Here is a 24,094-nt window from a genome sequence, read left to right as displayed (position 1 = left end):
CCCCATCAACACCAACAAGGACACTCGTATTCTCCAGCTATCGGCCCTGCCCGCCCCCGCGCTCATTCAAATGCTCAGCGGCCTGCTATTGCTGCTGATCGGGGCAGAACTTTCAGTGCGTGCGGCAGTGCATCTGGCGGCGATTTTCAAGGTCAGGCCATTGCTCATTGGCCTGACCGTTGTGGCGATGGGCACCAGCGCGCCGCAAATGGCGGTAAGCCTGCAAGCTGCGTTTGCCGATAACACCGACATCGCCGTAGGCAGCGTCATCGGTGGCAACATCTTCAATGTCCTGGTGATCCTTGGCCTGTGCGCGCTGATCATCCCCTTACGCGTTGCCCGCCAGGTGCTGCACATCGATATTCCGCTGATGATCGGTGCCTGCCTGCTGGCCATCGGCCTGTCATGGAACGGCGAATTCAGCAAGTTTGACGGCGCACTGCTGCTTGCCGGGTTGCTGGCCTGCCTGATTGTCATCATTCGCCAGGGCGGTCACACGCCGCGCCACGGCCATGCCGAAACGACGGAGAAACCACGCACCTTCACCCGCATCCTCATGCTTGCCGCGGGCTTGCTGCTGCTGACCGCTGGCGGGCACCTGCTGGTTGACGCTTCGGTCGTGATCGCCATCCATCTGGGGCTTTCCGAGCGCATTGTCGGCCTGACCATCATCGCCATCGGCACCTCACTGCCTGCCCTGATGACCTCGATGATCGCGGCGTTTCGTGGCGAACGCGATATTGCGGTGGGGAACGTGATCGGCAGTAACCTGTTCAACCTGCTGGGGGTATTGGGAGTGACCGCACTGTTCGCCCCCGTGCCGCTGACGATCTCGCCGAATGCAATGGTGTTCGACCTGCCGATCATGCTCGGTGTTTCGCTGCTTTGTGTGCCGCTGTTCTATTCCGGCTACCGGATAGACCGCATGGAAGGTCTGTTTCTGCTGTCGTTGTACCTGACTTACGGGCTGCATATTCTAGCGATCAGCACCGGAATGGCACTGGCCGAAAGGCTCGAAACGAAAATGCTTACCCTGGTTCTGCCTGTGCTCGGCGTTATTGTTGCCTGGGGCACGATCCGCGCCTGGCGACGCCAGCACTGACCTCAACCCGCATCGATACAAGGGGAATGCCATGACAGAAAAGACAATCAGCGAAGGCGAGCAGATCCGTCGTCAGGTAATGGGCGATGTCTACGTCGACCGGGCGCTGGGTAACGCGACCGAGTTCAGCCAGCCGCTGCAGGACTTCGTCAACGAACACGCCTGGGGCAGCGTCTGGAGCCGTGAGGGTTTGCCGCTGAAAACCCGCAGCCTGATCACCCTGGCCACCCTCACCGCCCTGAAATGCCCGCAGGAGCTAAAGGGCCATGTTCGTGGAGCACTGAACAACGGTTGCACGGTGGAGGAAATTCGCGAGGCGCTGCTGCACTGCGCGGTCTATGCCGGCGTGCCAGCAGCCATCGACGCGTTCCGTGCAGCACAGGAAGTCATCGACAGCTACGTAAAGCCGGACTAGATCCAGCCGCCCCATTGCAGAATGAAAATTCCCACGTTGGTGGTGACCGCTGCGGCCAGTGTGGTGATGACGATGATCGCGGCGGCCAGTTCGTAGTTGCCGTTGGCGGTGCGCGCCATGATGTAGCTGGCAGCGGCCGTCGGGCTCGCGAAGTACAGGAACAGAATGCCCAGTTCCGCGCGGCGAAAACCGACCAGCCAGGCGGCCAGCGTGCAGAGCAGCGGCAGCGTGATCATTTTCATGACGCTGGCACTGATCGCCAGACTGCCACTTTTACGCAGCGAGGCCAGCGACAGCGTGCCGCCGATGCAGATCAGTGCCAGCGGCAGGGTCATTTGCGCCAGATAACTGCCGGACGTCTCCAGCCACCTGGGCAGGCCTATGCTGAAGTAAGCGAAAGGCGATGCGATGATGACGCTGATGATCAGCGGGTTGGCCAGCACACTTTTGAACACGCTCCAGGGGTCGGACTTGATCACCGGGCTGTAAACCGCCAGCACAATTGTCGACAACGTGTTGTAAAAGACGATGACCAGCGCAGCCAGAATCGCCCCCAGCGAAATGCCATAAGGGCCGTACATGCTCGCCGCCAGGGCCAGGCCGATTACCCCGTTGTTGCCACGAAACGCGCCCTGAACGTAAACGCCACGCTCTTCTTGCGGGCAGCGCCAGATCGCCCAGCCCCAGGCGAATGCGAAGCTCAGCAGCGTCGCTACACTGAAAAAGATCAGCAGCCTGGGTTGCAGAGCCGCGCGCAAATCAGCGTGAATGATGCCCAGAAACAGCAGCGCAGGCATCGTGACGTTGAACACCAGCCCGGAAGCCGCGACGATAAACCCGTCATTGATAGCACCGATGCGTTTGAGCAATACGCCCAGAAACAGCATGGCAAACACCGGGGCGGTGATGTTCAGGGTTTGGAGAAAAATAGCCAGCATGCAACATACCCGGTCCCGTCGTTAGGTAGCTCATGATAGGCCACACGCGACAAGCATGTTGCAAGGATTTTCCGAAAGCCTTACCTGCACCACCCCGATTTTCTGTCAGACGATGCGGCTGATCTCCACGGTCGGCTGCAATTTGCGCTCAAACACTGAAACGCCATCAAGATCGCGCAGGGCAACAGACATCTCGCCGGTCTGCCCGTCGATGTTCACTTCGCCAAAGAACTGATAACCCGCGAAAGGCGAGGTGTTCTGTGCAGGGGGCGCTTTCTGGAACACCAGCTCCGGACCGAACGTCTTGTCCAGTACATTGGGACCGAAGCTGCCCGCATTCAGTGGCCCGGCGACGAACTCCCAGAACGGGTCGAAGTCCTGAAACACGGCACGATCCGGCTGGTAATGATGCGCGGCGCAGTAATGGACATCGGCCGTCAGCCAGACACAATCGCGAATCTTCTGCGCGCGCAGGTACGCCAGCAATTCGGCAACTTCCAGCTCGCGGCCAAGCGCCGGGCCGTCATTGCCGTTGGCGATGGCTTCCCAGCGCGCCACGCCCGGGCTCACCTCGCCATCCGGCACGCCAAGGCCTATGGGCATGTCAGCAGCAATGACCTTCCATTGCGCGCGTGACGCACTGAGTTCGCGCTTGAGCCAGTCAAGTTGCTCACGGCCAAGAAATGCAGTGGTAGGGCCCGGTTTTTCGGCCAGATTGGCATCATTGCCGTCGCGGTAGCTGCGCATATCGAGGACAAACACGTCGAGCATCGGACCGTAAGGAATCTTGCGATAAATGCGCCCGCCATTGTCGGCTTGCTGCAAGCGCAGCGGCGCGTACTCCAGATAAGCCTGGCGGGCACGCGAGGACAGCAACTGGATGTCCTTGACCTTATAACGCTCATCAAGCTGCTTGCTAGGCGACCAGTTGTTGGTGACTTCGTGGTCATCCCATTGCCAGATCTGCGGCACTTCTGCATTGAAGCGGCGCAGATTTTCATCCATCAGGTTATAGCGGTAATTGCCTCGGTACTCGTCGAGGGTCTCCGCCACCTTGCTTTTCGCTTCGGTGGTCAGGTTGCGCCAGATCCGCCCGCCTTCTGTGGTGATCTGCTCAGGCACTGGCCCGTCGGCGTAAATGGTGTCACCACTGTGGATAAAAAAGTCCGGCAAACGCAAGCGCATCGCCTCATAGATACGCATGCCACCAATGTCAGGGTTGATGCCGAAGCCCTGCCCTACCGTGTCGCCACTCCAGACGAAGCGGATGTCACGACGCTGTTGTGGCGTGCTGCGCAGATGGCCGAACCAGGGTTCGCTGGCGACACCGCTCTGGGCATCCTCGAACGAGACGCGGTAGAAAATCGCCTGATCGACCGGCAGCCCGCTCAATTCGACCCGCGCGGTGAAGTCGGTACGCTGATCGGCGAGCGCCGACACCACGCGCCGTGGCTGGGTGAACATACTGCGTGTGTCCCATTCGACCACCATCCGCGAAGGCCGGTCGCTGCGGCTCCAGACCATGGCCTTGTCGCCGAGTACATCTCCGGACTGCACACCATCGACCATTTTCGGGCGATCCTGCACCGAAGCGATCACCGCAGGCGCAAGCCCCGGCAACAGCAAACCGGCCCCCACGGCCTGGATGACACGGCGACGCTTGAGATCGAACTGGCTCACGGTTATCCCCTCGCTGACAGGCAAAAAAGTACCGTAACAGGGGAATGTTGGCGCTGTATGACAGCACAGGACCTGAACAACGCGGCTGACGCTAAAAACCGTCAGCGCCCGCTAGCTGTTAAACTCCCGCGCCTTATTCCAGCCCGAGGCGCTTAGCATGTCTTCCTTGAATCAGGCGCTCAGCGTCGCCCTCGATAATCGTCAATCGTTGCTGGGCGAACTGCATCAGCAGGGCACAGACTGCTATCGGCTGTTTCACGGCAGCCAGGAAGGCGCCAGCGGGCTGACCATCGACCGCTACGGCCCGCAATTGCTGGTACAAAGCTTTCACACCCGCCTGGATCGCGATGCATTGCTTGCGCTGCACGAGCAGGTCAACGCGCGACTGGGCCTGGAAACGCTGCTGGTCTATAACGATCGCTCGCAAGGCAACTCACGCGTGGATCGCCAGGATACGGTCTACAAGGCTGACGAAGCGGCGCTGGCCGACCACATCGGGCATGAGTGGGGGCTCAATTATCGAGTCCGCGGCCGGCATGCAGGCCAGGACCCGCTGTTGTTTCTGGACCTGCGCAACACGCGTGGCTGGGTCAAACAGCACAGCGCCGGCAAAAGCGTGCTGAACCTGTTCGCCTATACCTGCGGCGTCGGTCTCAGCGCTGCGGCCGGTGGCGCGAGCGAGGTGTGCAATCTGGACTTCGCCGAAGGCAACCTGGCCGTGGGTCGAGAGAATGGTGCACTTAACCCGCAACTACCACCCATGCAGTTCATCCAGTCGGATTATTTTCCGGCGATCCGCCAACTGGCAGGGCTGCCGATTGCAGCGCGGCGCAGCCAACAATTGCCCAGCTACATGAAGCTGCAACAGCGCCAGTATGATCTGGTCCTGCTTGACCCACCTGCCTGGGCCAAAAGTGCGTTCGGCACCGTTGACCTGCTGCGCGACTATCAAAGCCTGCTCAAGCCGGCTCTGCTGACGACGGCAGACGGCGGCGTACTGATCTGCTGCAACAACCTTGCGAAGGTCAGCATGCAGGACTGGCGTGAGCAGGTATTACGCTGTGCCACCAAGGCTGGACGCCCGGTACGCGACTGCCAGGAGATGCTTCCTGCCAAGGACTTCCCGTCTCTGGATAATCAGCCACCCCTGAAAACGCTGATCCTGCAACTCTAATCCGGCGGCTGGTATCGCAAAGCACTATCGGAAAGTTCCTACGAGCGGCGACGGCAGTGCCTTGGGAACCGAACAGGCATGCCATACTCCAAGGGCTTCCAAAAGAGAGAGACGCCGCTGCCCATGTCCAGAGGATTGAAACGCACACTTGGCTCCTTGCTGACTGTGATCGTGCTCTACAGCTTGCTGGGGTTCTTCATTCTTCCCGGTGTCGCTCTGCGGATCGCCAATCAGCAATTGGCCAATTACGCCACCGTGCCGGCGAAGCTTGAACGCCTGGAATTCAATCCTTACACGCTGGAGCTGACGCTCTGGGGCCTGAACATCGGCACGCCGGGCAAGGAACAGGTCGCGTTTGAAAAGCTTTATGCCAACCTGCAAATCAACAGCCTGTGGACTCGGGCCCTGCACCTGCAACGCATCGAGCTGATCAAACCCAAGACCGAGCTGTTGTTCGACAAGCAAGGCAAACTCAATCTGGCGCAACTGTTCAAGCTGCCAGCCAGCGAACCTGGCAAGGACGAACCCCCCGGCAAGCCGTTCCCGCTGCGTATCGACGAAATCAAACTGGCCGATGGCTACGTTCACTTTCGGGATATGCGCCCCAGCCAGCCCATCGAATTTCTCTACGACACACTCAATTTCGAACTAAAGAACCTCAGCACATTACCCGAAGACAATGCCGACATGACGCTGGTCGCGGCAGGTCCGGATGGCGGGCAGATCGACTGGGTCGGGCGTATCAGCCTGATACCGATCACCTCGGAAGGGACGCTGAAAGTCACCGACAGCAAGATGAAGCTGTGGTGGCCTTACGTGCGTGATGCGTTGCCGCTGGCGCTTGAGGACGGCGTGCTGAATTTCAGCACGGCCTACACACTCAATCTGGCCAAGGAAACCGAGCTGAAGTTGACCAATGTGTCGGCCAGTGTCGCGCCCTTCGCGTTGAACACGCCAGACGGTCGCCCTCTGGTACGCCTGCAACGCCTGGACGTGAGCGAAACATCAGTCGATCTGGCAAAGCAGCTGGTGACCGTAGGCAAGATCCTCAGCCAGAAACTGGAAACCTGGGCAGCGCGCGAAGCCGACGGGCAACTGGACTGGCAAAAGCTGTTCGCCAGCCAGCCGGGCAAGCCAGTGGCACCGCAAACACCGGCCGTGGACGACAAGGCGGCTGAACCGGCCCCAGCCACAGAGGCCTCTGCCAAAGCCAAGCCCGCCACGCAAAGCACGCCATGGCAGGTGCTGCTGCGAGATGTGCAGTTGCGCAATTACATGGTCCATCTGGCAGATCGCGTACCTCAAGAGCCCGTTGCTCTGGATGTTGGCCCGCTGAATCTGGACATCCAGAATTTCGACAGCCTGAACAAATCCCCCTTCACGCTCAAGCTTGATACCGGGCTGGGCAAACAAGGCAACCTCACTGCAGCCGGCGATGTGAACCTCAACCCGGTCAGTGCACAACTTAACGTAACTACCCGCGACATCGACCTGCGCCTCGCCCAGGCCTACATCAGCCCATTCATTCGTCTGGAAATGCGCAGCGGCATGCTGGGCAGCGATCTGGCGGTCAACCTGAAAAGCACCGAACCGCTGGCGTTCAGCGTCACCGGCAAAGCGCAGGTCAATCAGCTTCACACACTGGACACGCTCAAACAGCGCGACTTCCTGAAGTGGCAACAACTGCAACTCGAAGGGCTGGACTACCAGCACGGCACGGGCCTTTCGATTGCCAAAGTCAACATGGATCAGCCTTACGCGCGTTTCATGATCAATGAAGACCGGACCACCAATATCGATGACCTGCTGATTCCGCAGCCTGATGACAAGACCGCATCGCAGCCAAAACCAGCCAGAACACAACCCAAGGCCAAGGCAGAGAACCCTCTGGCGATCTACGTCGGCGAAGTGAATATCAAGGATGGCTCGGCAAACTTTGCCGACATGACCCTGACCCCGAACTTTGCCACCGCCGTGCAGCAGCTCAATGGTCGCATCGGCACCATCGACAACCGCAAGGCGACACCGGCACCCGTGGACATCCAGGGCAAGGTCGATCGATACGCGCCTGTGACCATCAAAGGCAGCCTCAACCCGTTCGACCCGATGGCCAGTCTGGATATCACCACCAGCTTCAAGCGCGTCGAGCTGACCAACCTCACTCCCTACTCCGGCAAGTTCGCCGGTTTCAGGATCCGCAAGGGCAGGCTCAATCTCGACCTGCACTACCTGATCACCAAAGGTCAGCTCAAGGCGCAGAACAAGGTGCTGGTTGAACAGTTGCAACTGGGTGAACGGGTCGACAGCCCGGATGCGCTGGACCTGCCTATCCGTCTGGCGGTCGCGCTGCTCAAGGATACGCAGGGACGAATTTCCCTGGAGCTGCCGATCGAGGGCGATCTGAACAACCCGCAGTTCAGCGTGATGCCAATTGTCTGGCAAACCCTGCGTAATCTTGTGCTGCGTGCTGCGCAGGCTCCGTTCAAGATGCTCGGCGGGCTGGTCGCCGGTGGAAGCTCCGAGGACCTCGGCAGCGTGAGTTTCGCGCCGGGCTCCAGTGATTTGTCGGCAGAGGCGCAAAGTGCCCTGGAAAAGCTCTCGGTGGCGCTCAAGGAGCGTCCGGACCTGAAGCTGGAGATCGAAGGCACCAGCGCTGCCAGCAGTGATGGTCCATTGATCGCCCAACAGCGGCTGGAGCGCGAATACCAGTACACGTATTACAAGATCCTCCAGCGACGCGGCGACAAGGTTCCAGCCAGGGCCGGTTTGATACAGGTCCCGGAAGAGGAGAAGGCGCCCATGCTCGAAGGTATCTACAGAACGCGCCTGAAACAGCAACCGCCTGCTGAATGGGCAAACCTGGGCAAGGAACAACGTGCAAACCAGATGCGTGCCGCCGTGCTCAAGTTCTGGAGCAGCAATGAGGTATTGCTGCGTGAACTGGGCCAAGGCAGAGCCAGCAGCATCAAGGACTACCTGGTAGACAAGGGCAAACTGGAAGACGCCCGTGTGTACTTCGTCGACGCCCACCTGGGTCAGGCCCAGCCAGATGGTAAAGTCATCAGCCCCCTCCACCTCGACAGTGAATGAAGCCTTGGCACGTACCCGAATCAAACGGCTGATCAACCTGACCCTCGCCGCCATGGCCGGGTCAGTTGCCACCTCGTCATATGCCACGTCAACCCTGCGCTGTGGTAACCAGCTGGTCAGCACGGGGGACCGGGCATTCGAAGTGCAGCAGAAATGCGGAGAGCCCGTAAGCCAGGAAGTGCTGGGCACTCAGGAGACCTTCAATAGCAACTACCGAAGGTCCGAAGCCGTGAGGATCGAGGAATGGATCTACGGACCTGATAACGGCATGTATCAGTACCTGCGCTTCGAAGGTGGTCGCTTGGTCGGGATTGAAAGCAAGCGTCGTAACTGATGCTCCCCCCTACCCCCTGCCCCCATTCTTCACCGCCATAGAAAAGGCCCCGACTCTTCAGTCGGGGCCTTTAATGGCTACATCCTTGTAGCCTCGCATGAACTTTCCATCAATCAATGACTGCGGCTGTTCATGGGCAGTATTCGATTACTCGGCTTTCAGGCCAGCAGCCGATACGTCTTTAACACCTTTGATTTTCTTGGTGATAGCGACGGCGGTGTTTTTCTGAGCTTCGGTAACTTTTACCATGGAGGACAGGGAAACCACACCTTTGTTGGTCTCAACCTTGATGTCCGAACCTGGGATGCCTTTCTCGGTCAGCAGGTCAGCTTTGACTTTGGTGGTGATCCAGGTGTCAGAAGTATCTTCTTTGACTTCTTGAGTAGTGGTGTTAGCTGCCAGAACCATTGGCGCTTGAGCCGAGGTCTGTGCGAAAGCAGCGTTGGCCATGGTCAGAGTCAGGGCAGTAGCGGTAGCAGCGGCAATAGCGAACTTCTTCATACGATAACTCCTGTTTTTCTCAAAATCTGCACCAGCGTGTGGTGGCAGGGTTAACAGGTATATCGCAAGCGGTGTGCCAAAAACCAAATATACTAAAAACCCTTTAAAATCATATAGTTGAGTTTTTTAATTTTTAACCGGGTCGTGCAGTTTGCCCGTTCCTCACTTATTGTGCTTGCAAGATGCATGTTTACACCGAGCAGTTTGCATGCCCCGTTTGTAACCCTCTAATTGCGCTCATAAAAAAAGGACTCCGAAGAGTCCTTTTTCACATGCCGCTCAGATCAATCAGACGCCCGACGCTTTCGCTGCGGCTACGTCCTTGATCGACAGCTTGATACGGCCGCGGTTGTCCACGTCCAGTACCAGTACTTCGACTTCCTGACCTTCCTTGAGGATATCAGTCACTTTCTCTACGCGAGCATCGCTCAGCATCGAGATGTGCACCAGACCATCCTTGCCCGGCAGGATGTTGACGAACGCGCCGAAATCGACGATGCGCTCAACCTTACCGACGTAGATCTTGCCGATCTCGGCTTCTGCGGTAATGCCCAGAACGCGCTGACGTGCTGCCTCAGCCGCTTCCTTGGACTCGCCGAAGATCTTGATCGAGCCGTCGTCTTCGATGTCGATCGAAGCCTTGGTCTCTTCGCAGATGGCACGGATGGTTGCGCCACCCTTGCCGATCACGTCACGGATCTTGTCGGTGTCGATCTTCATCGCGATCATGGTCGGAGCGTTGGCCGACAGTTCGTTACGCGACTGACCGATGATCTGGTTCATCTGACCGAGGATGTTCAGGCGAGCTTCCAGGGCCTGACCCAGGGCGATCTCCATGATTTCTTCGGTGATGCCTTTGATCTTGATGTCCATCTGCAGCGCGGTAACACCTTTAGAGGTACCGGCTACCTTGAAGTCCATGTCGCCCAGGTGGTCTTCGTCACCCAGGATGTCGGTCAGAATGGCGAATTTCTCGCCTTCCTTGACCAGGCCCATGGCGATACCGGCAACCGGTGCCTTCATTGGAACACCAGCGTCCATCAGTGCCAGAGAAGCGCCGCAGACCGAAGCCATGGAGCTGGAACCGTTGGACTCGGTGATTTCCGACACAACACGGATGGTGTACGGGAATACGTCGGCGCCTGGCAGCATGGCCTGTACGCTGCGGCGTGCCAGACGACCGTGACCGATTTCACGACGACCCGCGCCGCCCATACGACCACACTCGCCCACCGAGAACGGAGGGAAGTTGTAGTGCAGCATGAAGGGGTCTTTTTTCTCGCCTTCAAGGGTGTCGAGCAGCTGTGCGTCACGCGCGGTACCCAGCGTCGCAACAACCAGCGCCTGAGTTTCGCCACGGGTGAACAGTGCCGAACCGTGAGTCTTCGGCAGAACGCCAACTTCGATGTTCAGAGGGCGAACGGTGCGAGTGTCGCGACCATCGATACGCGGCTTGCCGTTGACGATGTTTTCGCGAACGGTGCGGTATTCGATTTCACCGAAAGCAGCTTTGACTTCGCTGGCAGACGGGCTGCCTTCTTCAACAGCCAGCTTGGCAACGACCTGATCTTTCAGCTCGCCCAGACGCGCATAGCGGTCGGCTTTGACAGTGATGGTGTAAGCCTGGGAGATCGCGTCGCCGAACTCGGCACGGATAGCGCCCAGCAGTGCGGTTGCCTCAGGCTTCGGCTGCCAGGCCCAGACAGGCTTGGCGGCTTCTGCAGCGAGTTCCTTGATGGCGTTGATCACCACCTGGAATTCGTCATGGGCGAACAGCACAGCGCCCAGCATCTGGTCTTCGGTCAGCTCTTTGGCTTCGGATTCAACCATCAGAACGGCTTCGGAAGTACCGGCTACGACCATGTCCAGGCTCGAAGCCTGCAGTTGCTCGTAAGTCGGGTTCAGCAGGTAGCCGGTGCTTTCGTGGAAAGCAACGCGCGCAGCACCGACCGGACCGTCAAACGGAATACCGGAGATGGCCAGTGCAGCCGAAGTACCGATCATCGCAGCGATGTCCGGATCAATTTTCTTGCTGGTGGAGACGACGGTGCAGACAACCTGCACTTCGTTCATGAAGCCTTCTGGAAACAACGGGCGGATCGGGCGGTCGATCAGGCGCGAGGTCAGGGTTTCTTTCTCGGAAGGACGGCCTTCACGCTTGAAGAAACCACCAGGAATCTTGCCGGCAGCGTAGGTTTTTTCCTGATAGTGCACGGACAGAGGGAAGAAGCCTTTGCCAGCGTCAGCCTGTTTGGCGCCGACCACAGTCACGAGTACGCTGACGTCGTCGTCAACGGTGACCAATACTGCGCCAGAGGCTTGACGGGCGATACGGCCTGTCTCGAGGGTTACGGTCGATTGACCGAACTGAAACTTTTTGATTACCGGGTTCACGGTTTCCTACCTTTCTTTGTGGCTCTTGGGGAACTGGTTTCTTGCGAATTCTTGGGCAGCGTGGGGAATCGGCCCCATCCACAGTCCAGATAAAACTTGAGGCTGGGAGCCTGCCAGAACCACCGGGAAAACCCGACGGATCGTGACAGACAACCAACCTCTAGCAACGTCGTTATTAGCGACGCAGACCCAGACGACCGATCAGGGCGCTGTAACGGCTAACGTCCTTACCTTTCAGGTAATCCAGCAGCTTGCGACGCTGGTTTACCATACGGATCAGACCACGACGCGAGTGGTGGTCCTTACCGTTGGCCTTGAAGTGGCCTTGCAGTTTGTTGATGTTGGCGGTCAGCAGTGCAACTTGCACTTCTGGCGAACCAGTATCACCAACAGCTTGCTGGTAGTCGGTTACGATCTGAGCTTTTTCTTCAACGCTGAGTGCCATGTGGGCAATCCTTTTGTTCAAGGAAGCGCTTCCGGAGAAACGTTTCCAACAGGCCGAGGACAGATCCTCGTATTAAAAAAGGAGGTATGACCGTGCCTGTTGACAGCCATCCTCATTCCACCCCGCTCGCAGGCTAGCCTGCGGACGGACTGGTTCCGGTCACTCTGACCGAATCAATCGACGCGGCGCAATACGCCCGTCTTCGGCGACTTCACCGATACCGATGAAGCGACCTTCGTGATCCTGCACACGAACCATACCGAATTTCGGTGCGTCCGGCGCGCGCACTGGCTGCCCGTGCAACCAGTAAAACGAACTGTGCTCCGAAAACTTCAGCAGCGGCCAGTCCAGCAGACCGCTGTCCGATGGCATCAGGAAGCGGTCAACCGCCTCATTGCCGCCGTCGGCATGCACTTGCTCCAGTTCTTCCAGCGTAACCGTCTGAGCCAGCGTGAAAGGCCCCGCCTGGGTACGGCGCAGCTCTGCGACGTAAGCACCACAACCGAGCTTTTCACCAATATCCTCGACCAGCGTACGGATATAGGTACCTTTGCTGCAATCGACCGACAGACGTGCTGTGTCGCCTTCGCAAGCAAGTAATTCCAGGCGCGCAATAGTAACAGAACGGGGCTCGCGCTCCACTACTTCCCCTGCACGTGCCAGCTTGTAAAGTGGCTGGCCATCACGCTTGAGGGCCGAGTACATGGGAGGTATCTGGCTGATTTGCCCACGAAAATGCGGCAACACCGCCTCGATATCGTCGCGACCAACGGTCACCGGACGCGTGAGCAAAACCTCACCTTCGGAGTCGGCAGTCGTGGTGGTTTTGCCCAACTGCGCCAGAGTCTCGTAGGACTTGTCCGAATCGAGCAGGTACTGGGAAAACTTGGTCGCTTCGCCAAAGCACAACGGCAAAACACCCGTTGCCAGCGGATCAAGGCTGCCCGTATGCCCGGCTTTCTCGGCATTGAGCAGCCAGCGAACCTTTTGCAAAGCGGCGTTGGAAGTGAAACCCAGTGGCTTGTCGAGCAGGATGATCCCGCTGACGTTGCGGCGTATACGCTTGACCTGAGCCACTCTTTATTCCTCGGTACTTTCAGGCTTTGCATCTGGCGATGCCGAGCCTTCCTGATGCTGACCGTCCTGTGCCACTGCACGCTCGATCAGTGCCGAGAGATGCGCACCACGCACGACGCTTTCGTCGTAATGGAAATGCAGTTGAGGCACGCTGCGCAGCTTCATTTCGCGTGCCAGCTGCATGCGCAGGAAGCCTGCGGCAGAGTTGAGCACCTTGATGGTCTGTGCGATTTCTTCCGCGCTGTCCTGGCCCATGACGGTCATGAAAATCTTGGCATGACCCACGTCACGACTGACGTCTACGGCGGTGATAGTGACCAGACCCACACGTGGGTCCTTGATTTCGCGACGGATCAGTTGCGCCAGCTCGCGCTGCATCTGATCGCCAATACGTTGGGTACGGCTGTATTCTTTTGCCATGCTTGTTACCTGTTACTGATCCGGGACCAAACCCTGACAGTCTGAAAGCGGCAAACGCCCGGCCTGACAATTGCCAGACCGGGCGTTGCGTTTAGAGCCCATGGGGGAAGCAGGGCATTTGCATGCGAAGCTCCCACCATGACTCCTGAGGCTCGCGATTTAGAGGCTGCGAGCCACTTGGACCTTCTCGAAGACTTCGATCTTGTCACCGACCTTGACGTCGTTGTAGCTCTTGACGCCGATACCGCATTCCATGCCTGCACGTACTTCGGCAGCGTCGTCCTTGAAGCGGCGCAGGGATTCCAGCTCGCCTTCAAAGATAACGATGTCTTCGCGCAGAACACGAATCGGACGGTTACGGTAGACAGTGCCTTCCAGAACCATACAGCCTGCGATCGCGCCGAATTTCGGCGAACGGAACACATCGCGGACTTCGGCAATACCCAGGATATTCTCCCGGACGTCGCTGCCAAGCATACCGGTAAGGGCTTTCTTGACGTCTTCGATGATGTCGTAGATCACGTTGTAGTAACGCATATCCAGACCTTCCTGCTCGACAATCTTGCGCGCGCCAGCATCGGCACGCACGTTGAAGCCAAACAGTACAGCGTTGGAGGCCAGTGCCAGGTTGGCGTCGCTCTCGGTGATACCACCGACACCGCCACCGACTACGCGCACTTGCACTTCGTCGTTACCCAGGCCGCCGAGGGCGCCCTGCAATGCTTCCAGAGAACCGCGGACGTCGGATTTGAGGACGATGTTAAGCGTCTTCTTCTCTTCCTGACCCATGTTCTCGAAGATGTTCTCCAGCTTGCCGGCATGAGCGCGAGCCAGTTTGACCTCGCGGAACTTGCCCTGGCGGAACAGCGCGACTTCGCGGGCTTTCTTCTCGTCAGCCAGCACCGACATCTCGTCGCCAGCATCCGGAGTACCGTCAAGACCCAGGATTTCGACCGGAATCGAAGGACCTGCTTCTTTGACCGGCTTGCCGTTCTCGTCAAGCATGGCGCGGATGCGGCCGAAGTTCGAACCGACCAGAACCATGTCGCCCTGACGCAGCGTACCGTCCTGAACCAGAACAGTAGCGACCGGACCACGGCCCTTGTCCAGACGGGACTCGACAACAACACCACGACCCGGGGCCGAAGGAGTTGCCTTGAGTTCCAGAACTTCGGCTTGCAGCAGAACAGCTTCCAGCAGCTCGTCGACGCCAGTACCCATTTTCGCGGATACCGAAACGAAAGGCGTGTCACCACCCCACTCTTCGGACGTCACGCCGTGGACCGACAGCTCGCTGCGGATACGATCGAGGTCAGCACCAGGCTTGTCGATCTTGTTCACCGCAACAACCAGCGGAACGCCAGCCGCAACAGCGTGCTGAACAGCTTCGATGGTCTGCGGCATCACGCCGTCGTCAGCTGCAACCACCAGAATCACGATATCCGTTGCCTTGGCACCACGGGCACGCATCGCGGTAAACGCGGCGTGACCAGGGGTGTCGAGGAACGTGACCATGCCGCGTTCGGTTTCAACGTGGTAGGCACCGATGTGCTGGGTGATGCCGCCGGCTTCGCCAGCTGCAACCTTGGCACGACGAATGTAGTCGAGCAGCGAGGTCTTACCGTGGTCGACGTGGCCCATTACGGTCACAACCGGTGCACGGGAGAACGACTCACCTTCGAACTTCAGCGATTCGGCCAGGGAATCTTCCAGGGCGTTGTCGCTGACCAGCGTGACCTTGTGGCCCAGCTCTTCGGCGATCAACTGGGCAGTTTCCTGATCCAGTACCTGGTTGATGGTCACCGGAGTGCCCATCTTGAACATGAACTTGATGACTTCAGCAGCCTTGACCGACATCTGTGCCGACAATTCGCCGACGGTGATGGTCTCGCCGATGGCAACGTCACGGATCACAGGGCCGGTAGGGCTTTGGAAACCATGTGCATTGCGCTTCTTCAGCTTGGACTTGCCGCGACCACCACGACGGAAGCTGTCGCTTTCTTCGTCGGTAGTACGAGGAGCAACGCGAGGGGCCGGAGCCTTCTCCTTGACCGAAGCGCGATGCGGAGCGTTTTTACGCTCCCCGTCGCCGCCGCGGGCATTGCGGTCGTCAGCACGAGGCTTGTCAGGGCGACGCTGTTCGTCACGCTTGCGAGCGTCAGCAGACGGCGCTGCGCTGGCAGGTGCCGGAGCAGCCGCTGCTGGTGCTGGCGCTTCACGCACAGGCTCGGCTGCAGCAACAGGTTGCTCAGGTGCCGCAGCAGGCTGGCCGGCGGCAGGCTGATTGCGCGCATCTTCTTCAGCGCGACGCTTGGCTTCTTCTTCAGCCTTTTGACGAGCGGCATTTTCTACCGCACGGCGTTCGTCCATCTCGCGCTTGCGCTCGGCTTCGATCTCTTCCGGGCTACGCTGCACAAAGACTTTCTTCTTGCGCACTTCAACGCTGATGCTCTTGCTGCCAGCAACGCGCAGGGTGCTGGTGGTCTTGCGCTGCAAGGTAATCTTGCGAGGCTCTTCCACCTTGGCCTTGTGACCGCTTTTCAGGTGCGTCAACAAGGCTTGTTTTTCGTTATCGGTCACAACTTGCTCGGCGGCGGTGTGCGGCAGACCTGCCTCACGCATCTGCTGTAACAGGCGCTCTACCGGTGTGTCGACCACTTTGGCCAGTTCTTTCACCGTGACTTGCGTCATGCACTTCTCTCCTCAGGCCGCGCCCAATTACTCGAACCAGTGGGCTCGGGCGGCCATGATCAACTTGCCGGCACGATCATCGTCAATGCCGTCGATGTCGAGCAGGTCATCTATAGACTGCTCGGCCAGGTCTTCGCGGGTAATTACGCCGCGCACCGCCAGTTCCATCGCCAAATCCTTGTCCATACCCTCAAGCGAGAGCAGGTCTTCGGCCGGATGGGCGTCTGCCAGCTTTTCCTCTGTAGCGATGGCTTTAGTCAACAAACGATCCTTGGCACGAGCGCGAAGCTCGTTGACGATGTCTTCGTCAAAGCCGTCGATGTTGAGCATTTCTTCCAACGGTACGTAGGCAATCTCTTCCAGGCTGGTGAAGCCTTCATCAACCAGCACCTGTGCCAATTCTTCATCGACTTCGAGTTCTTCGATGAAATTGCGCAGGATGTCACCGGTTTCAGCTTGCTGCTTGGCCTGGATGTCCGATTCGGTCATTACGTTCAGGGTCCAGCCAGTCAGCTGACTTGCCAGACGCACGTTCTGACCGCCACGACCAATAGCCTGGGCCAGGTTGTCCGCTCCCACTGCGATATCCATTGCATGCGCGTCTTCATCTACGATGATTGCCGCTACTTCTGCAGGGGACATTGCATTGATCACGAACTGCGCCGGGTTATCGTCCCAAAGAACGATATCCACACGCTCGCCACCCAGCTCGCCGGAAACAGCCTGAACTCGCGAACCGCGCATGCCGATACAGGCACCTTGCGGATCGATTCGTTTATCCTTGGAGCGAACAGCGATTTTCGCACGAGAACCCGGGTCACGGGAGGCAGCCATCACCTCGATGAGACCTTCGGCAATTTCCGGCACTTCAATGCGGAAAAGCTCGATCAGCATTTCTGGCGCAGTACGCGACAGAATCAGCTGAGGACCACGGTTTTCGGTACGAATTTCCTTCAGCAAAGCACGGACGCGAACACCGACCCGGAAAGTTTCCCGGGAAATGATGTCTTCACGAGCCAGCAAGGCTTCGGCATTGTTACCCAGGTCAACGATGACATTGTCACGTGTAACCTTTTTAACAGTACCAGAAATGATTTCACCCAGACGCTCACGGTAGGCGTCGACTACCTGAGCACGCTCGGCTTCACGAACTTTCTGCACAATGACTTGCTTGGCGGTCTGTGCGGCGATACGACCGAATTCGATGGAATCGATTTTCTCTTCGATCAGGTCGCCCGCAACGGCACCTGGCTTCTTGACTTGAGCCTGGTCTACGGCCAATTCGTACGCAGGATCGTCCAGATCTTCGTCTTCGACAACTGTCCAGCGACGGAAAGTCTCGTAGTTGCCTGTCTGGCGATTGATCTCTACACGCAGTTCTACTTCATCTTCAAAACGTTTCTTGGTAGCGGTGGCAAGAGCCAGCTCCAGCGCTTCAAAAATTACACTTGCCGGAACGCCCTTTTCATTGGACACCGACTCAACAACCAGCAGTACTTCTTTGCTCATCGTACGCCTCGCCTTTCGCAAGCCATTGGATCCGCGGGATCCGCAGTAACCGGCACGTCTCAGTCAAACGTGGGAATAATGTTGGCCTTGTCGATCATGTCGATCGGCAACAGGAACTCATGGTCTTCAACCTGCACCACGACATCCTGCTCCTCCACCCCGCGGAGAAGGCCTTGAAAGTTGCGTCGCCCTTCGAAAGGTGAACGCAGCTTTATTTTCACTTGTTCCCCGGCGTACGAAGCAAACTGCTCAATAGTGAACAGCGGGCGCTCCATGCCAGGAGACGATACTTCAAGGGTGTATTCAGTGCTGATCGGATCTTCTACGTCCAATACACCGCTGATCTGGCGACTTACGATTGCGCAGTCGTCGACCAGAACACCACCTTCCTTATCAATATAAATGCGCAGCACCGAATGCTTGCCCTGGGAACTGAAATCGATCCCCCAGCATTGATAGCCAAGGGCTACGACCACCGGGGCCAACAAGTCCTGCAACTGTTCTAGCTTGCTCGACACCTGAACCCCCTCGTGCATGCTTTAGAAATAAAAAAATGGGCAAAAGCCCATCCCTGAAAACGCCGCTGAACATCGACGTCATGTACTGTCCAGCTAACAAAAAGCCCCTTAAAAGGGGCTCCGCTAAAACTGGTTGCGGGGGCTGGATTTGAACCAACGACCTTCGGGTTATGAGCCCGACGAGCTACCAAACTGCTCCACCCCGCGACAAAGCTGGGGCGGAAGTATACGACCGATCCATTGCTGGGTCAATCCAACATCCACCTACAAGAAAGCCCGCTAATGCGGGCTCCCTTGTTAATTGGTACCGAGAAGGGGACTCGAACCCCTACACCCATTGGGCACAACCACCTCAAGGTTGCGTGTCTACCAATTCCACCACCTCGGCATTACAACTCTTTGGCGACCTCACGAAACATCGCCGAATTCTTTTTTACTTCTTCTCTGGGGCTTGAGGTACGTCAGCTGGAACAACAGCTGGCTTTTGCCCTTCGAGAACCGGTACATCATCTGCTGCCGGCTTTTGCTTCACTTCCAGTACTGCGGGATCTGGCAAACCTACTTGAGTCAGCTGTTGAGCTTTCTCTTTAGCAAAGTAACCTAACCCCAAGCTGGTTATGAAAAAACATGCTGCAAGTATAGCAGTAAACTTACTGAGAAAGGTAGAGGTTCCTTGACCTCCGAAGACAGTATTTGATGCACCTGCTCCGAACGACGCACCGGCGTCAGCACCTTTACCCTGCTGCAGCAATACCAGAGCGACGACGCCCAGAGCGCCCAACAGGTGAAAAACGATTACGACTGTTTCCAGCATTTTTTCAGTTTCCCGCGGCGCGACAGATCGCACCGAACTCATCTGCATTCAGGGAAGCTCCACCAATGAGCCCCCCATCGATATCCGGCATGCTGAAGAGCTCGACCGCATTGGCCGCCTTCACGCTGCCGCCATAGAGAAGTCGCACGCCTTGTGCGACTTCGGCATTCTCTTTTGCCAGTTGCGCACGGATTGCTGCGTGCACTTCCTGCGCCTCTTGAGGCGAAGCAGTCAATCCGGTGCCAATGGCCCAGACCGGCTCGTAGGCAATTACGGCATTGATCAGTGCGCTGACGCCAAACTCGGCGATGACACTGTCCAGCTGACGCCCGACAACCTCAAGCGTCTGCCCTGCCTTGCGCTCTTCGAGCGTTTCGCCTATGCAAAGCACAGGTGTCAGACCGCTTGCCTGGATCGCCGCAAACTTCTTGTTGAGGACATGATCCTGCTCGCCGATCAACTGACGACGCTCGGAATGCCCGACAAGTACCAGCTTGCAACCTGCATCAGCCAGCTGACTCGACGCTACCTCACCGGTCAGCGCGCCCTGCTCAGCCTGAATGGCTGCATCCTGCGCACCGACGATGATCGACGTTGCCTGAAGCCCTTCGATCACCTGATTGGTAAACAGACTTGCAGGCATTACGGCGATATCGACGCTGCCAGGCAACACCTGCTTGCCCAAACCCTCGATCAGCTCAGCGACGCTGGCGCGGGTACCGTGCATTTTCCAGTTACCAGCTACCATTGGGCGACGCATGCTACACCTCGTGGGTCAAAGTGGGCGCAGATGTTACCCAACACTTCCGACACTGGCAAGCCGAAATCAGGCGCAAACTTCAGCAACCAGTTTTGCGAGCTCTTCGGCATACGATCTGACCTGGGTTTCATCCTCACCTTCGACCATCACGCGCACCAAAGGCTCTGTGCCTGACTTGCGCAGCAGCACCCTGCCACGTCCGGCCATCTGCTCGGTAACACGTGCACAGGCTTGCTGGACCGAAGGGTGTGAAACCGGGTCTACACCTGAACCCGCGAAACGTACATTGATCAGGATCTGCGGGCATTTGCGCAGTTTCAGGCGCGCTTCGGCGAGGCTGATGCCGCTGCGACGCAGAGCCAGTATCACCTGCAACGATGCAATGATTGCATCACCGGTAGTAGCGTGCTGGAAGCACACGATATGGCCGGAGTTTTCACCGCCGATCTGCCAGTTGCGCTCAAGCAACTCGGCGATCACATAACGGTCACCGACGTTGGCGCGAACAAACGGGATGTTCTGTTCGGCCAGGGCCAGTTCAAGCCCGAGATTACTCATCAACGTGCCGACGACACCACCCTGCAAGCGTCCACGTTCATGCAGATCACGGGCAATGATGTAAAGCAGCTCGTCGCCATCGACGATGGTCCCGGTATGGTCAACCATCAACACGCGATCGCCGTCACCGTCGAAGCCAATGCCCATGTCGGCATGCTCTGCGACCACTGCCGCCTGCAAGGCCTCCATGTGAGTGGAACCGCAATTCTTGTTGATATTGAGCCCGTCAGGCTGCGCAGAAAGCACCACAACCTGCGCGCCAAGCTCACGAAAGACGTTGGGCGCAACCTTGTAGGTCGCACCGTGCGCGCAGTCGATGACCACCTTCAGGCCGGCAAAGTCGGTGCTGGTCGGCACGCTGCTTTTGCAGAATTCGATGTAACGCCCTGCGGCATCGTTGATTCGCGAAACCTTGCCGAGGTTCTCGGACTCCGCCACGGTCATCGGCGCATCGAGCAGCTCTTCGATCATCATTTCGATCTCGTCAGGCAGTTTGGTGCCCTGACCGGAGAAGAATTTGATGCCGTTGTCGTAGTGCGGATTGTGCGAGGCACTGATCACGATGCCTGCTTCGGCATGAAACGTACGTGTCAGGTAGGCAATCGCAGGTGTCGGCATAGGCCCCAGCAGGAGCACGTCAGCACCGGCCGCAGAGAGCCCGGCCTCAAGGGCGGATTCGAACATGTAGCCGGAGATGCGCGTGTCCTTGCCGACGAGAATCCGGCAGGCGCCCATCTTGCGAAAGGCCATGCCTGCAGCCCAACCCAGTTTCAGCATGAACTCGGGCGTGATAGGAAATTGCCCTACGCGACCACGAATGCCGTCGGTTCCGAAATATTTTCTGGTAGTCATGGATGCCCCACTGTTGTTATTCAGCTGCCTGGACAGCTGCGATCATGCGCACCACGTCAGCCGTTTCGGCGACATCGTGCACACGTAGAATTCGGGCTCCCTTGGTCATAGCCAAAGCAGCCAGGGCCAGCCCACCGGATAGACGCTGATCTACGGAGCGCCCCAATACAGTACCAATCATGCTTTTGCGCGAAACACCTACCAGCAAAGGCCTGCCGAGCACTTGCAGCACCTCCATATGCTTGAACAGACTCAGATTGTGCTCCAGCGTCTTGGCAAAGCCAAAGCCCGGATCAAGAATGATCTGCTGCTGACCGATTCCCGCCGCAACACACTGTTTCATCCGCTCAGCCAGGAAGGCACAAACCTCGCCCATCAGGTCTTCGTAGTGCGGGTCATTCTGCATGGTTCCGGGCTCACCCAGCATGTGCATGAGACACACCGGCAAACCAGTGCTTGCAGCCGCCTCAAGCGCGCCTGGCCGCTGAAGCGAGCGGACGTCATTGATAAGCCCGGCACCCAGGCCAGCCGTCGCCAGCATGACCTCAGGCGTGGAGGTGTCCACAGAGATGATCACATCCAGCTCGCGCGCGATGACCTCAACCACCGGCGCCACACGCTCGACCTCTTCTGACGCAGACACCGGACGCGCACCAGGGCGCGTCGACTCTCCACCAACGTCGATCAGTGTGGCACCTGCCAGCACCATCGCCTCGGCATGACGCAAGGCAGCATCAAGCTGGCTGTAGCGGCCGCCATCCGAAAACGAGTCTGGGGTTGCATTGAGGATACCCATCACATGCGTACGGGCCAAATCAAGAACCCGATTGCCGCAAGGCAACCGGGTTGGGTACAGCGCAGATGTCATGTCAGACCTTAGTGCTCGGCAGCAGGGCCGCCAATCGGAGTTTCCGGACGAGGGTCAGGTGTGATCGGAGTACCGCTGGTACCCGAACCACCGCCCCAGTCACGCGGTTCACGAGGCACGCGACCGGTCATGATGTCGTCGATCTGATCGGCATCAATGGTTTCATACTTCATCAGCGCATCGGCCATCGCTTCAAGCTTGTCACGATTGTCCGTCAGCAACTGCTTGGCAGTGCCGTAGCAGTGATCGATGATGCTGCGCACTTCGGAGTCGATGAGCTTGGCAGTATCGCCGGAAACACTGGAGTTCTGGCTGCTGCCGCGCCCCAGGTAACCTGCATCTTCGTCTTCCGAGTACATCAGCGGGCCGAGTTTTTCAGACAGCCCCCACTTGGTGACCATGTTCCGGGCAATCTGGCTGGCACGCATGATGTCATTGGAGGCACCGGTTGTGACGCCATCGAAGCCAAGGGTCATTTCTTCCGCGATACGGCCACCGTACAGCGAGCAGATCTGGCTGATCAACGCACGCTTGGACAGGCTGTAACGGTCTTCTTCCGGCAGGAACATCGTCACACCCAGCGCACGACCGCGCGGGATGATCGAGACCTTGTAAACCGGATCATGCTCAGGCACCAGGCGTCCGACGATAGCGTGTCCTGCTTCGTGGTAAGCCGTGTTGCGTTTTTCCTTTTCGGACATGACCATCGATTTGCGCTCAGCGCCCATCATGATCTTGTCCTTGGCCAGTTCGAACTCTTTCATCTCTACGACGCGCTTGCCGGAGCGAGCAGCGAACAGCGACGCTTCGTTGACCAGGTTAGCCAGATCGGCACCGGAGAAACCCGGCGTACCGCGAGCGATAACGCCTGCGTTGACGTCTTCGCCCATCGGAACCTTGCGCATGTGAACCTTGAGGATCTGCTCGCGGCCACGAATGTCCGGCAGACCTACAACTACCTGGCGGTCGAAACGACCTGGACGCAGCAGCGCCGGGTCCAGTACGTCAGGACGGTTGGTTGCGGCAATGACGATGATGCCGTCATTCATTTCAAAACCGTCCATCTCGACCAGCAACTGGTTGAGAGTCTGTTCACGCTCGTCGTGACCACCACCCATGCCAGCGCCACGATGGCGACCGACCGCATCGATTTCGTCGATGAAGATGATGCAAGGAGCATGTTTCTTGGCCTGTTCGAACATGTCACGGACGCGGCTTGCACCAACACCCACGAACATCTCGACGAAATCAGAACCGGAAATGGTGAAGAACGGCACTTTCGCCTCGCCAGCAATGGCCTTGGCGATCAGTGTCTTACCGGTACCCGGAGGACCGACCATCAGCACACCACGCGGGATGCGGCCGCCCAGACGCTGGAACTTGCCCGGATCACGGAGGAACTCGACCAGTTCGCCGACTTCTTCCTTGGCTTCGTCACAACCGGCAACATCGGCCAGAGTGGTCTTGACCTGATCTTCAGACAGCAGACGCGCCTTGCTCTTGCCGAAGCTCATCGGGCCGCCCTTGCCGCCCGCCCCGCCCTGCATCTGGCGCATGAAGAACATGAACACCGCGATGATCACCAGTATCGGGAAGCTGGCCACCAGCAACTGGGTCCAGATGCTCTGCTGCTCAGGCTGCTTGCCTTCGATCACGACGTTGTTGCTGACCAGATCACCGATCAGACCATTGTCCGGGATGTTCGGCCGGATGGTCTTGAAGGTGTCGCCATCACTGCGCTTGCCCGTAATGACGTAGCCGTCGACAGAGACCTTCTCGACCTTGCCATCCTTGACCTGCTGGATGAACTCGGAATAGTTGAGGTTCTGCGGCTCGTTAGGGCTGGAGAAGTTGTTCATCACCGTCACCAGGACAGCCGCGATGATCAACCACAGGATCAAATTCTTTGCCATATCGTTCAATTAGCTACCCTCTGAAGCAAGCTCCACGCAGC

General features: G+C 58.0%; 20 protein-coding genes and 2 tRNA genes. 5 read left to right on the top strand and 17 right to left on the bottom strand.

Features of this window, described 5'->3' with window-relative positions; translation table 11 throughout:
• Positions 1-70: 70 nt before the first annotated feature.
• Both RYB09_RS06850 and RYB09_RS06845 read left to right on the top strand, forming a co-directional pair.
• Complete coding sequence (locus RYB09_RS06850) at positions 71-1,102, top strand: calcium/sodium antiporter (RefSeq protein ID WP_316887698.1); 1,032 nt, start codon at positions 71-73, stop codon at positions 1,100-1,102.
• 31 nt (positions 1,103-1,133) lie between these two features.
• Positions 1,134-1,517: a carboxymuconolactone decarboxylase family protein gene (locus RYB09_RS06845; protein ID WP_219170191.1), complete on the top strand. Its 384-nt coding sequence runs from the start codon at positions 1,134-1,136 to the stop codon at positions 1,515-1,517.
• On the opposite strand, the gene RYB09_RS06840 is transcribed toward RYB09_RS06845, so the two are convergent.
• A complete protein-coding gene (locus RYB09_RS06840) occupies positions 1,514-2,455 on the bottom strand; it encodes an AEC family transporter (RefSeq protein WP_058400690.1) in 942 nt (313 codons plus the stop codon). The two genes, RYB09_RS06845 and RYB09_RS06840, sit on opposite strands and share 4 nt — an antisense overlap.
• 105 nt (positions 2,456-2,560) lie before the next feature.
• Positions 2,561-4,135 carry an alkaline phosphatase D family protein gene (locus tag RYB09_RS06835; protein WP_058407961.1) on the bottom strand — a complete coding sequence of 525 codons (1,575 nt, stop codon included), beginning with the start codon at positions 4,133-4,135 and terminating at the stop codon, positions 2,561-2,563.
• Positions 4,136-4,292: 157 nt separating this feature from the next.
• On the opposite strand from RYB09_RS06835, the gene RYB09_RS06830 reads away from it, so the two are divergent.
• From RYB09_RS06830 to RYB09_RS06820, 3 genes are all read left to right on the top strand, one after another.
• The gene (locus RYB09_RS06830) at positions 4,293-5,309 is read left to right on the top strand and encodes a class I SAM-dependent rRNA methyltransferase (RefSeq protein ID WP_057456139.1); all 1,017 of its coding nucleotides are present in this window, start codon (positions 4,293-4,295) and stop codon (positions 5,307-5,309) included.
• A gap of 123 nt (positions 5,310-5,432) precedes the next feature.
• On the top strand, positions 5,433-8,399 hold the full coding sequence (locus RYB09_RS06825; protein WP_316887694.1) for a DUF748 domain-containing protein: 2,967 nt from the start codon (positions 5,433-5,435) through the stop codon (positions 8,397-8,399).
• Positions 8,359-8,733, top strand: coding sequence for a DUF2845 domain-containing protein (locus RYB09_RS06820; protein ID WP_219170201.1), 375 nt, complete (start codon positions 8,359-8,361; stop codon positions 8,731-8,733). The genes RYB09_RS06825 and RYB09_RS06820 overlap by 41 nt, the downstream gene beginning before the upstream one ends.
• A 147-nt stretch (positions 8,734-8,880) precedes the next feature.
• Here RYB09_RS06820 and RYB09_RS06815 read toward each other — a convergent pair whose 3' ends face one another.
• From RYB09_RS06815 to ftsH, 15 genes are all read right to left on the bottom strand, one after another.
• Entirely contained in the window at positions 8,881-9,234 is a 354-nt protein-coding gene (locus RYB09_RS06815) for a BON domain-containing protein (RefSeq protein WP_002555119.1), read from the bottom strand.
• Positions 9,235-9,522: 288 nt separating this feature from the next.
• Positions 9,523-11,628 (bottom strand): polyribonucleotide nucleotidyltransferase, encoded by a 2,106-nt coding sequence (gene pnp / locus RYB09_RS06810; RefSeq protein ID WP_057402164.1) that lies wholly within the window; start codon positions 11,626-11,628, stop codon positions 9,523-9,525.
• Between the two features lie 175 nt (positions 11,629-11,803).
• Positions 11,804-12,073 (bottom strand): 30S ribosomal protein S15, encoded by a 270-nt coding sequence (gene rpsO / locus RYB09_RS06805; RefSeq protein ID WP_002555121.1) that lies wholly within the window; start codon positions 12,071-12,073, stop codon positions 11,804-11,806.
• Positions 12,074-12,232: 159 nt separating this feature from the next.
• Positions 12,233-13,150: a tRNA pseudouridine(55) synthase TruB gene (gene truB, locus RYB09_RS06800; RefSeq protein ID WP_004416157.1), complete on the bottom strand. Its 918-nt coding sequence runs from the start codon at positions 13,148-13,150 to the stop codon at positions 12,233-12,235.
• 3 nt (positions 13,151-13,153) lie between these two features.
• The gene (gene rbfA / locus RYB09_RS06795; protein ID WP_002555123.1) at positions 13,154-13,570 is read right to left on the bottom strand and encodes a 30S ribosome-binding factor RbfA; all 417 of its coding nucleotides are present in this window, start codon (positions 13,568-13,570) and stop codon (positions 13,154-13,156) included.
• Positions 13,571-13,729: 159 nt separating this feature from the next.
• Complete coding sequence (gene infB, locus RYB09_RS06790; protein WP_057403432.1) at positions 13,730-16,261, bottom strand: translation initiation factor IF-2; 2,532 nt, start codon at positions 16,259-16,261, stop codon at positions 13,730-13,732.
• A gap of 27 nt (positions 16,262-16,288) precedes the next feature.
• Positions 16,289-17,770 (bottom strand): transcription termination factor NusA, encoded by a 1,482-nt coding sequence (gene nusA, locus RYB09_RS06785; RefSeq protein ID WP_003418834.1) that lies wholly within the window; start codon positions 17,768-17,770, stop codon positions 16,289-16,291.
• Between the two features lie 59 nt (positions 17,771-17,829).
• Positions 17,830-18,288, bottom strand: coding sequence for a ribosome maturation factor RimP (gene rimP / locus RYB09_RS06780; protein WP_002555126.1), 459 nt, complete (start codon positions 18,286-18,288; stop codon positions 17,830-17,832).
• Positions 18,289-18,418: 130 nt separating this feature from the next.
• A tRNA-Met gene (locus tag RYB09_RS06775) sits at positions 18,419-18,495 on the bottom strand.
• A 95-nt stretch (positions 18,496-18,590) separates the two neighbouring features.
• A tRNA-Leu gene (locus tag RYB09_RS06770) sits at positions 18,591-18,676 on the bottom strand.
• A 45-nt stretch (positions 18,677-18,721) separates the two neighbouring features.
• Positions 18,722-19,102 carry a preprotein translocase subunit SecG gene (gene secG, locus RYB09_RS06765; RefSeq protein ID WP_004656657.1) on the bottom strand — a complete coding sequence of 127 codons (381 nt, stop codon included), beginning with the start codon at positions 19,100-19,102 and terminating at the stop codon, positions 18,722-18,724.
• 4 nt (positions 19,103-19,106) lie between these two features.
• Positions 19,107-19,862, bottom strand: coding sequence for a triose-phosphate isomerase (gene tpiA / locus RYB09_RS06760; RefSeq protein WP_058407965.1), 756 nt, complete (start codon positions 19,860-19,862; stop codon positions 19,107-19,109).
• Between the two features lie 66 nt (positions 19,863-19,928).
• Positions 19,929-21,272, bottom strand: a complete 1,344-nt coding sequence (gene glmM, locus RYB09_RS06755) for a phosphoglucosamine mutase (RefSeq protein ID WP_005744973.1) — start codon at positions 21,270-21,272, stop codon at positions 19,929-19,931.
• A 16-nt stretch (positions 21,273-21,288) separates the two neighbouring features.
• Positions 21,289-22,140, bottom strand: a complete 852-nt coding sequence (gene folP, locus RYB09_RS06750) for a dihydropteroate synthase (RefSeq protein ID WP_316887688.1) — start codon at positions 22,138-22,140, stop codon at positions 21,289-21,291.
• 8 nt (positions 22,141-22,148) lie between these two features.
• Positions 22,149-24,053, bottom strand: a complete 1,905-nt coding sequence (gene ftsH, locus RYB09_RS06745; protein WP_058400684.1) for an ATP-dependent zinc metalloprotease FtsH — start codon at positions 24,051-24,053, stop codon at positions 22,149-22,151.
• Positions 24,054-24,094 lie beyond the last annotated feature (41 nt).

This window comes from Pseudomonas syringae group sp. J254-4, from assembly GCF_032586855.1.
GTDB lineage: Bacteria > Pseudomonadota > Gammaproteobacteria > Pseudomonadales > Pseudomonadaceae > Aquipseudomonas > Aquipseudomonas amygdali.
This window is presented reverse-complemented; position numbering and strand designations above follow the sequence as displayed.

Excerpts from the sequence above, each read along its gene's own strand:
- RYB09_RS06850 (WP_316887698.1), top strand. The coding sequence starts at position 71 with ATGCTCAGCGGCCTGCTATTGCTGCTGATCGGGGCAGAACTTTCAGTG.
- RYB09_RS06845 (WP_219170191.1), top strand. The coding sequence starts at position 1,134 with ATGACAGAAAAGACAATCAGCGAAGGCGAGCAGATCCGTCGTCAGGTA.
- RYB09_RS06840 (WP_058400690.1), bottom strand. The coding sequence starts at position 2,455 with ATGCTGGCTATTTTTCTCCAAACCCTGAACATCACCGCCCCGGTGTTT.
- RYB09_RS06830 (WP_057456139.1), top strand. The coding sequence starts at position 4,293 with ATGTCTTCCTTGAATCAGGCGCTCAGCGTCGCCCTCGATAATCGTCAA.
- RYB09_RS06825 (WP_316887694.1), top strand. The coding sequence starts at position 5,433 with ATGTCCAGAGGATTGAAACGCACACTTGGCTCCTTGCTGACTGTGATC.
- RYB09_RS06820 (WP_219170201.1), top strand. The coding sequence starts at position 8,359 with ATGGTAAAGTCATCAGCCCCCTCCACCTCGACAGTGAATGAAGCCTTG.
- RYB09_RS06815 (WP_002555119.1), bottom strand. The coding sequence starts at position 9,234 with ATGAAGAAGTTCGCTATTGCCGCTGCTACCGCTACTGCCCTGACTCTG.
- rpsO (WP_002555121.1), bottom strand. The coding sequence starts at position 12,073 with ATGGCACTCAGCGTTGAAGAAAAAGCTCAGATCGTAACCGACTACCAG.
- rbfA (WP_002555123.1), bottom strand. The coding sequence starts at position 13,570 with ATGGCAAAAGAATACAGCCGTACCCAACGTATTGGCGATCAGATGCAG.
- infB (WP_057403432.1), bottom strand. The coding sequence starts at position 16,261 with ATGACGCAAGTCACGGTGAAAGAACTGGCCAAAGTGGTCGACACACCG.
- nusA (WP_003418834.1), bottom strand. The coding sequence starts at position 17,770 with ATGAGCAAAGAAGTACTGCTGGTTGTTGAGTCGGTGTCCAATGAAAAG.
- secG (WP_004656657.1), bottom strand. The coding sequence starts at position 19,102 with ATGCTGGAAACAGTCGTAATCGTTTTTCACCTGTTGGGCGCTCTGGGC.
- tpiA (WP_058407965.1), bottom strand. The coding sequence starts at position 19,862 with ATGCGTCGCCCAATGGTAGCTGGTAACTGGAAAATGCACGGTACCCGC.
- glmM (WP_005744973.1), bottom strand. The coding sequence starts at position 21,272 with ATGACTACCAGAAAATATTTCGGAACCGACGGCATTCGTGGTCGCGTA.
- folP (WP_316887688.1), bottom strand. The coding sequence starts at position 22,140 with ATGACATCTGCGCTGTACCCAACCCGGTTGCCTTGCGGCAATCGGGTT.
- ftsH (WP_058400684.1), bottom strand. The coding sequence starts at position 24,053 with ATGGCAAAGAATTTGATCCTGTGGTTGATCATCGCGGCTGTCCTGGTG.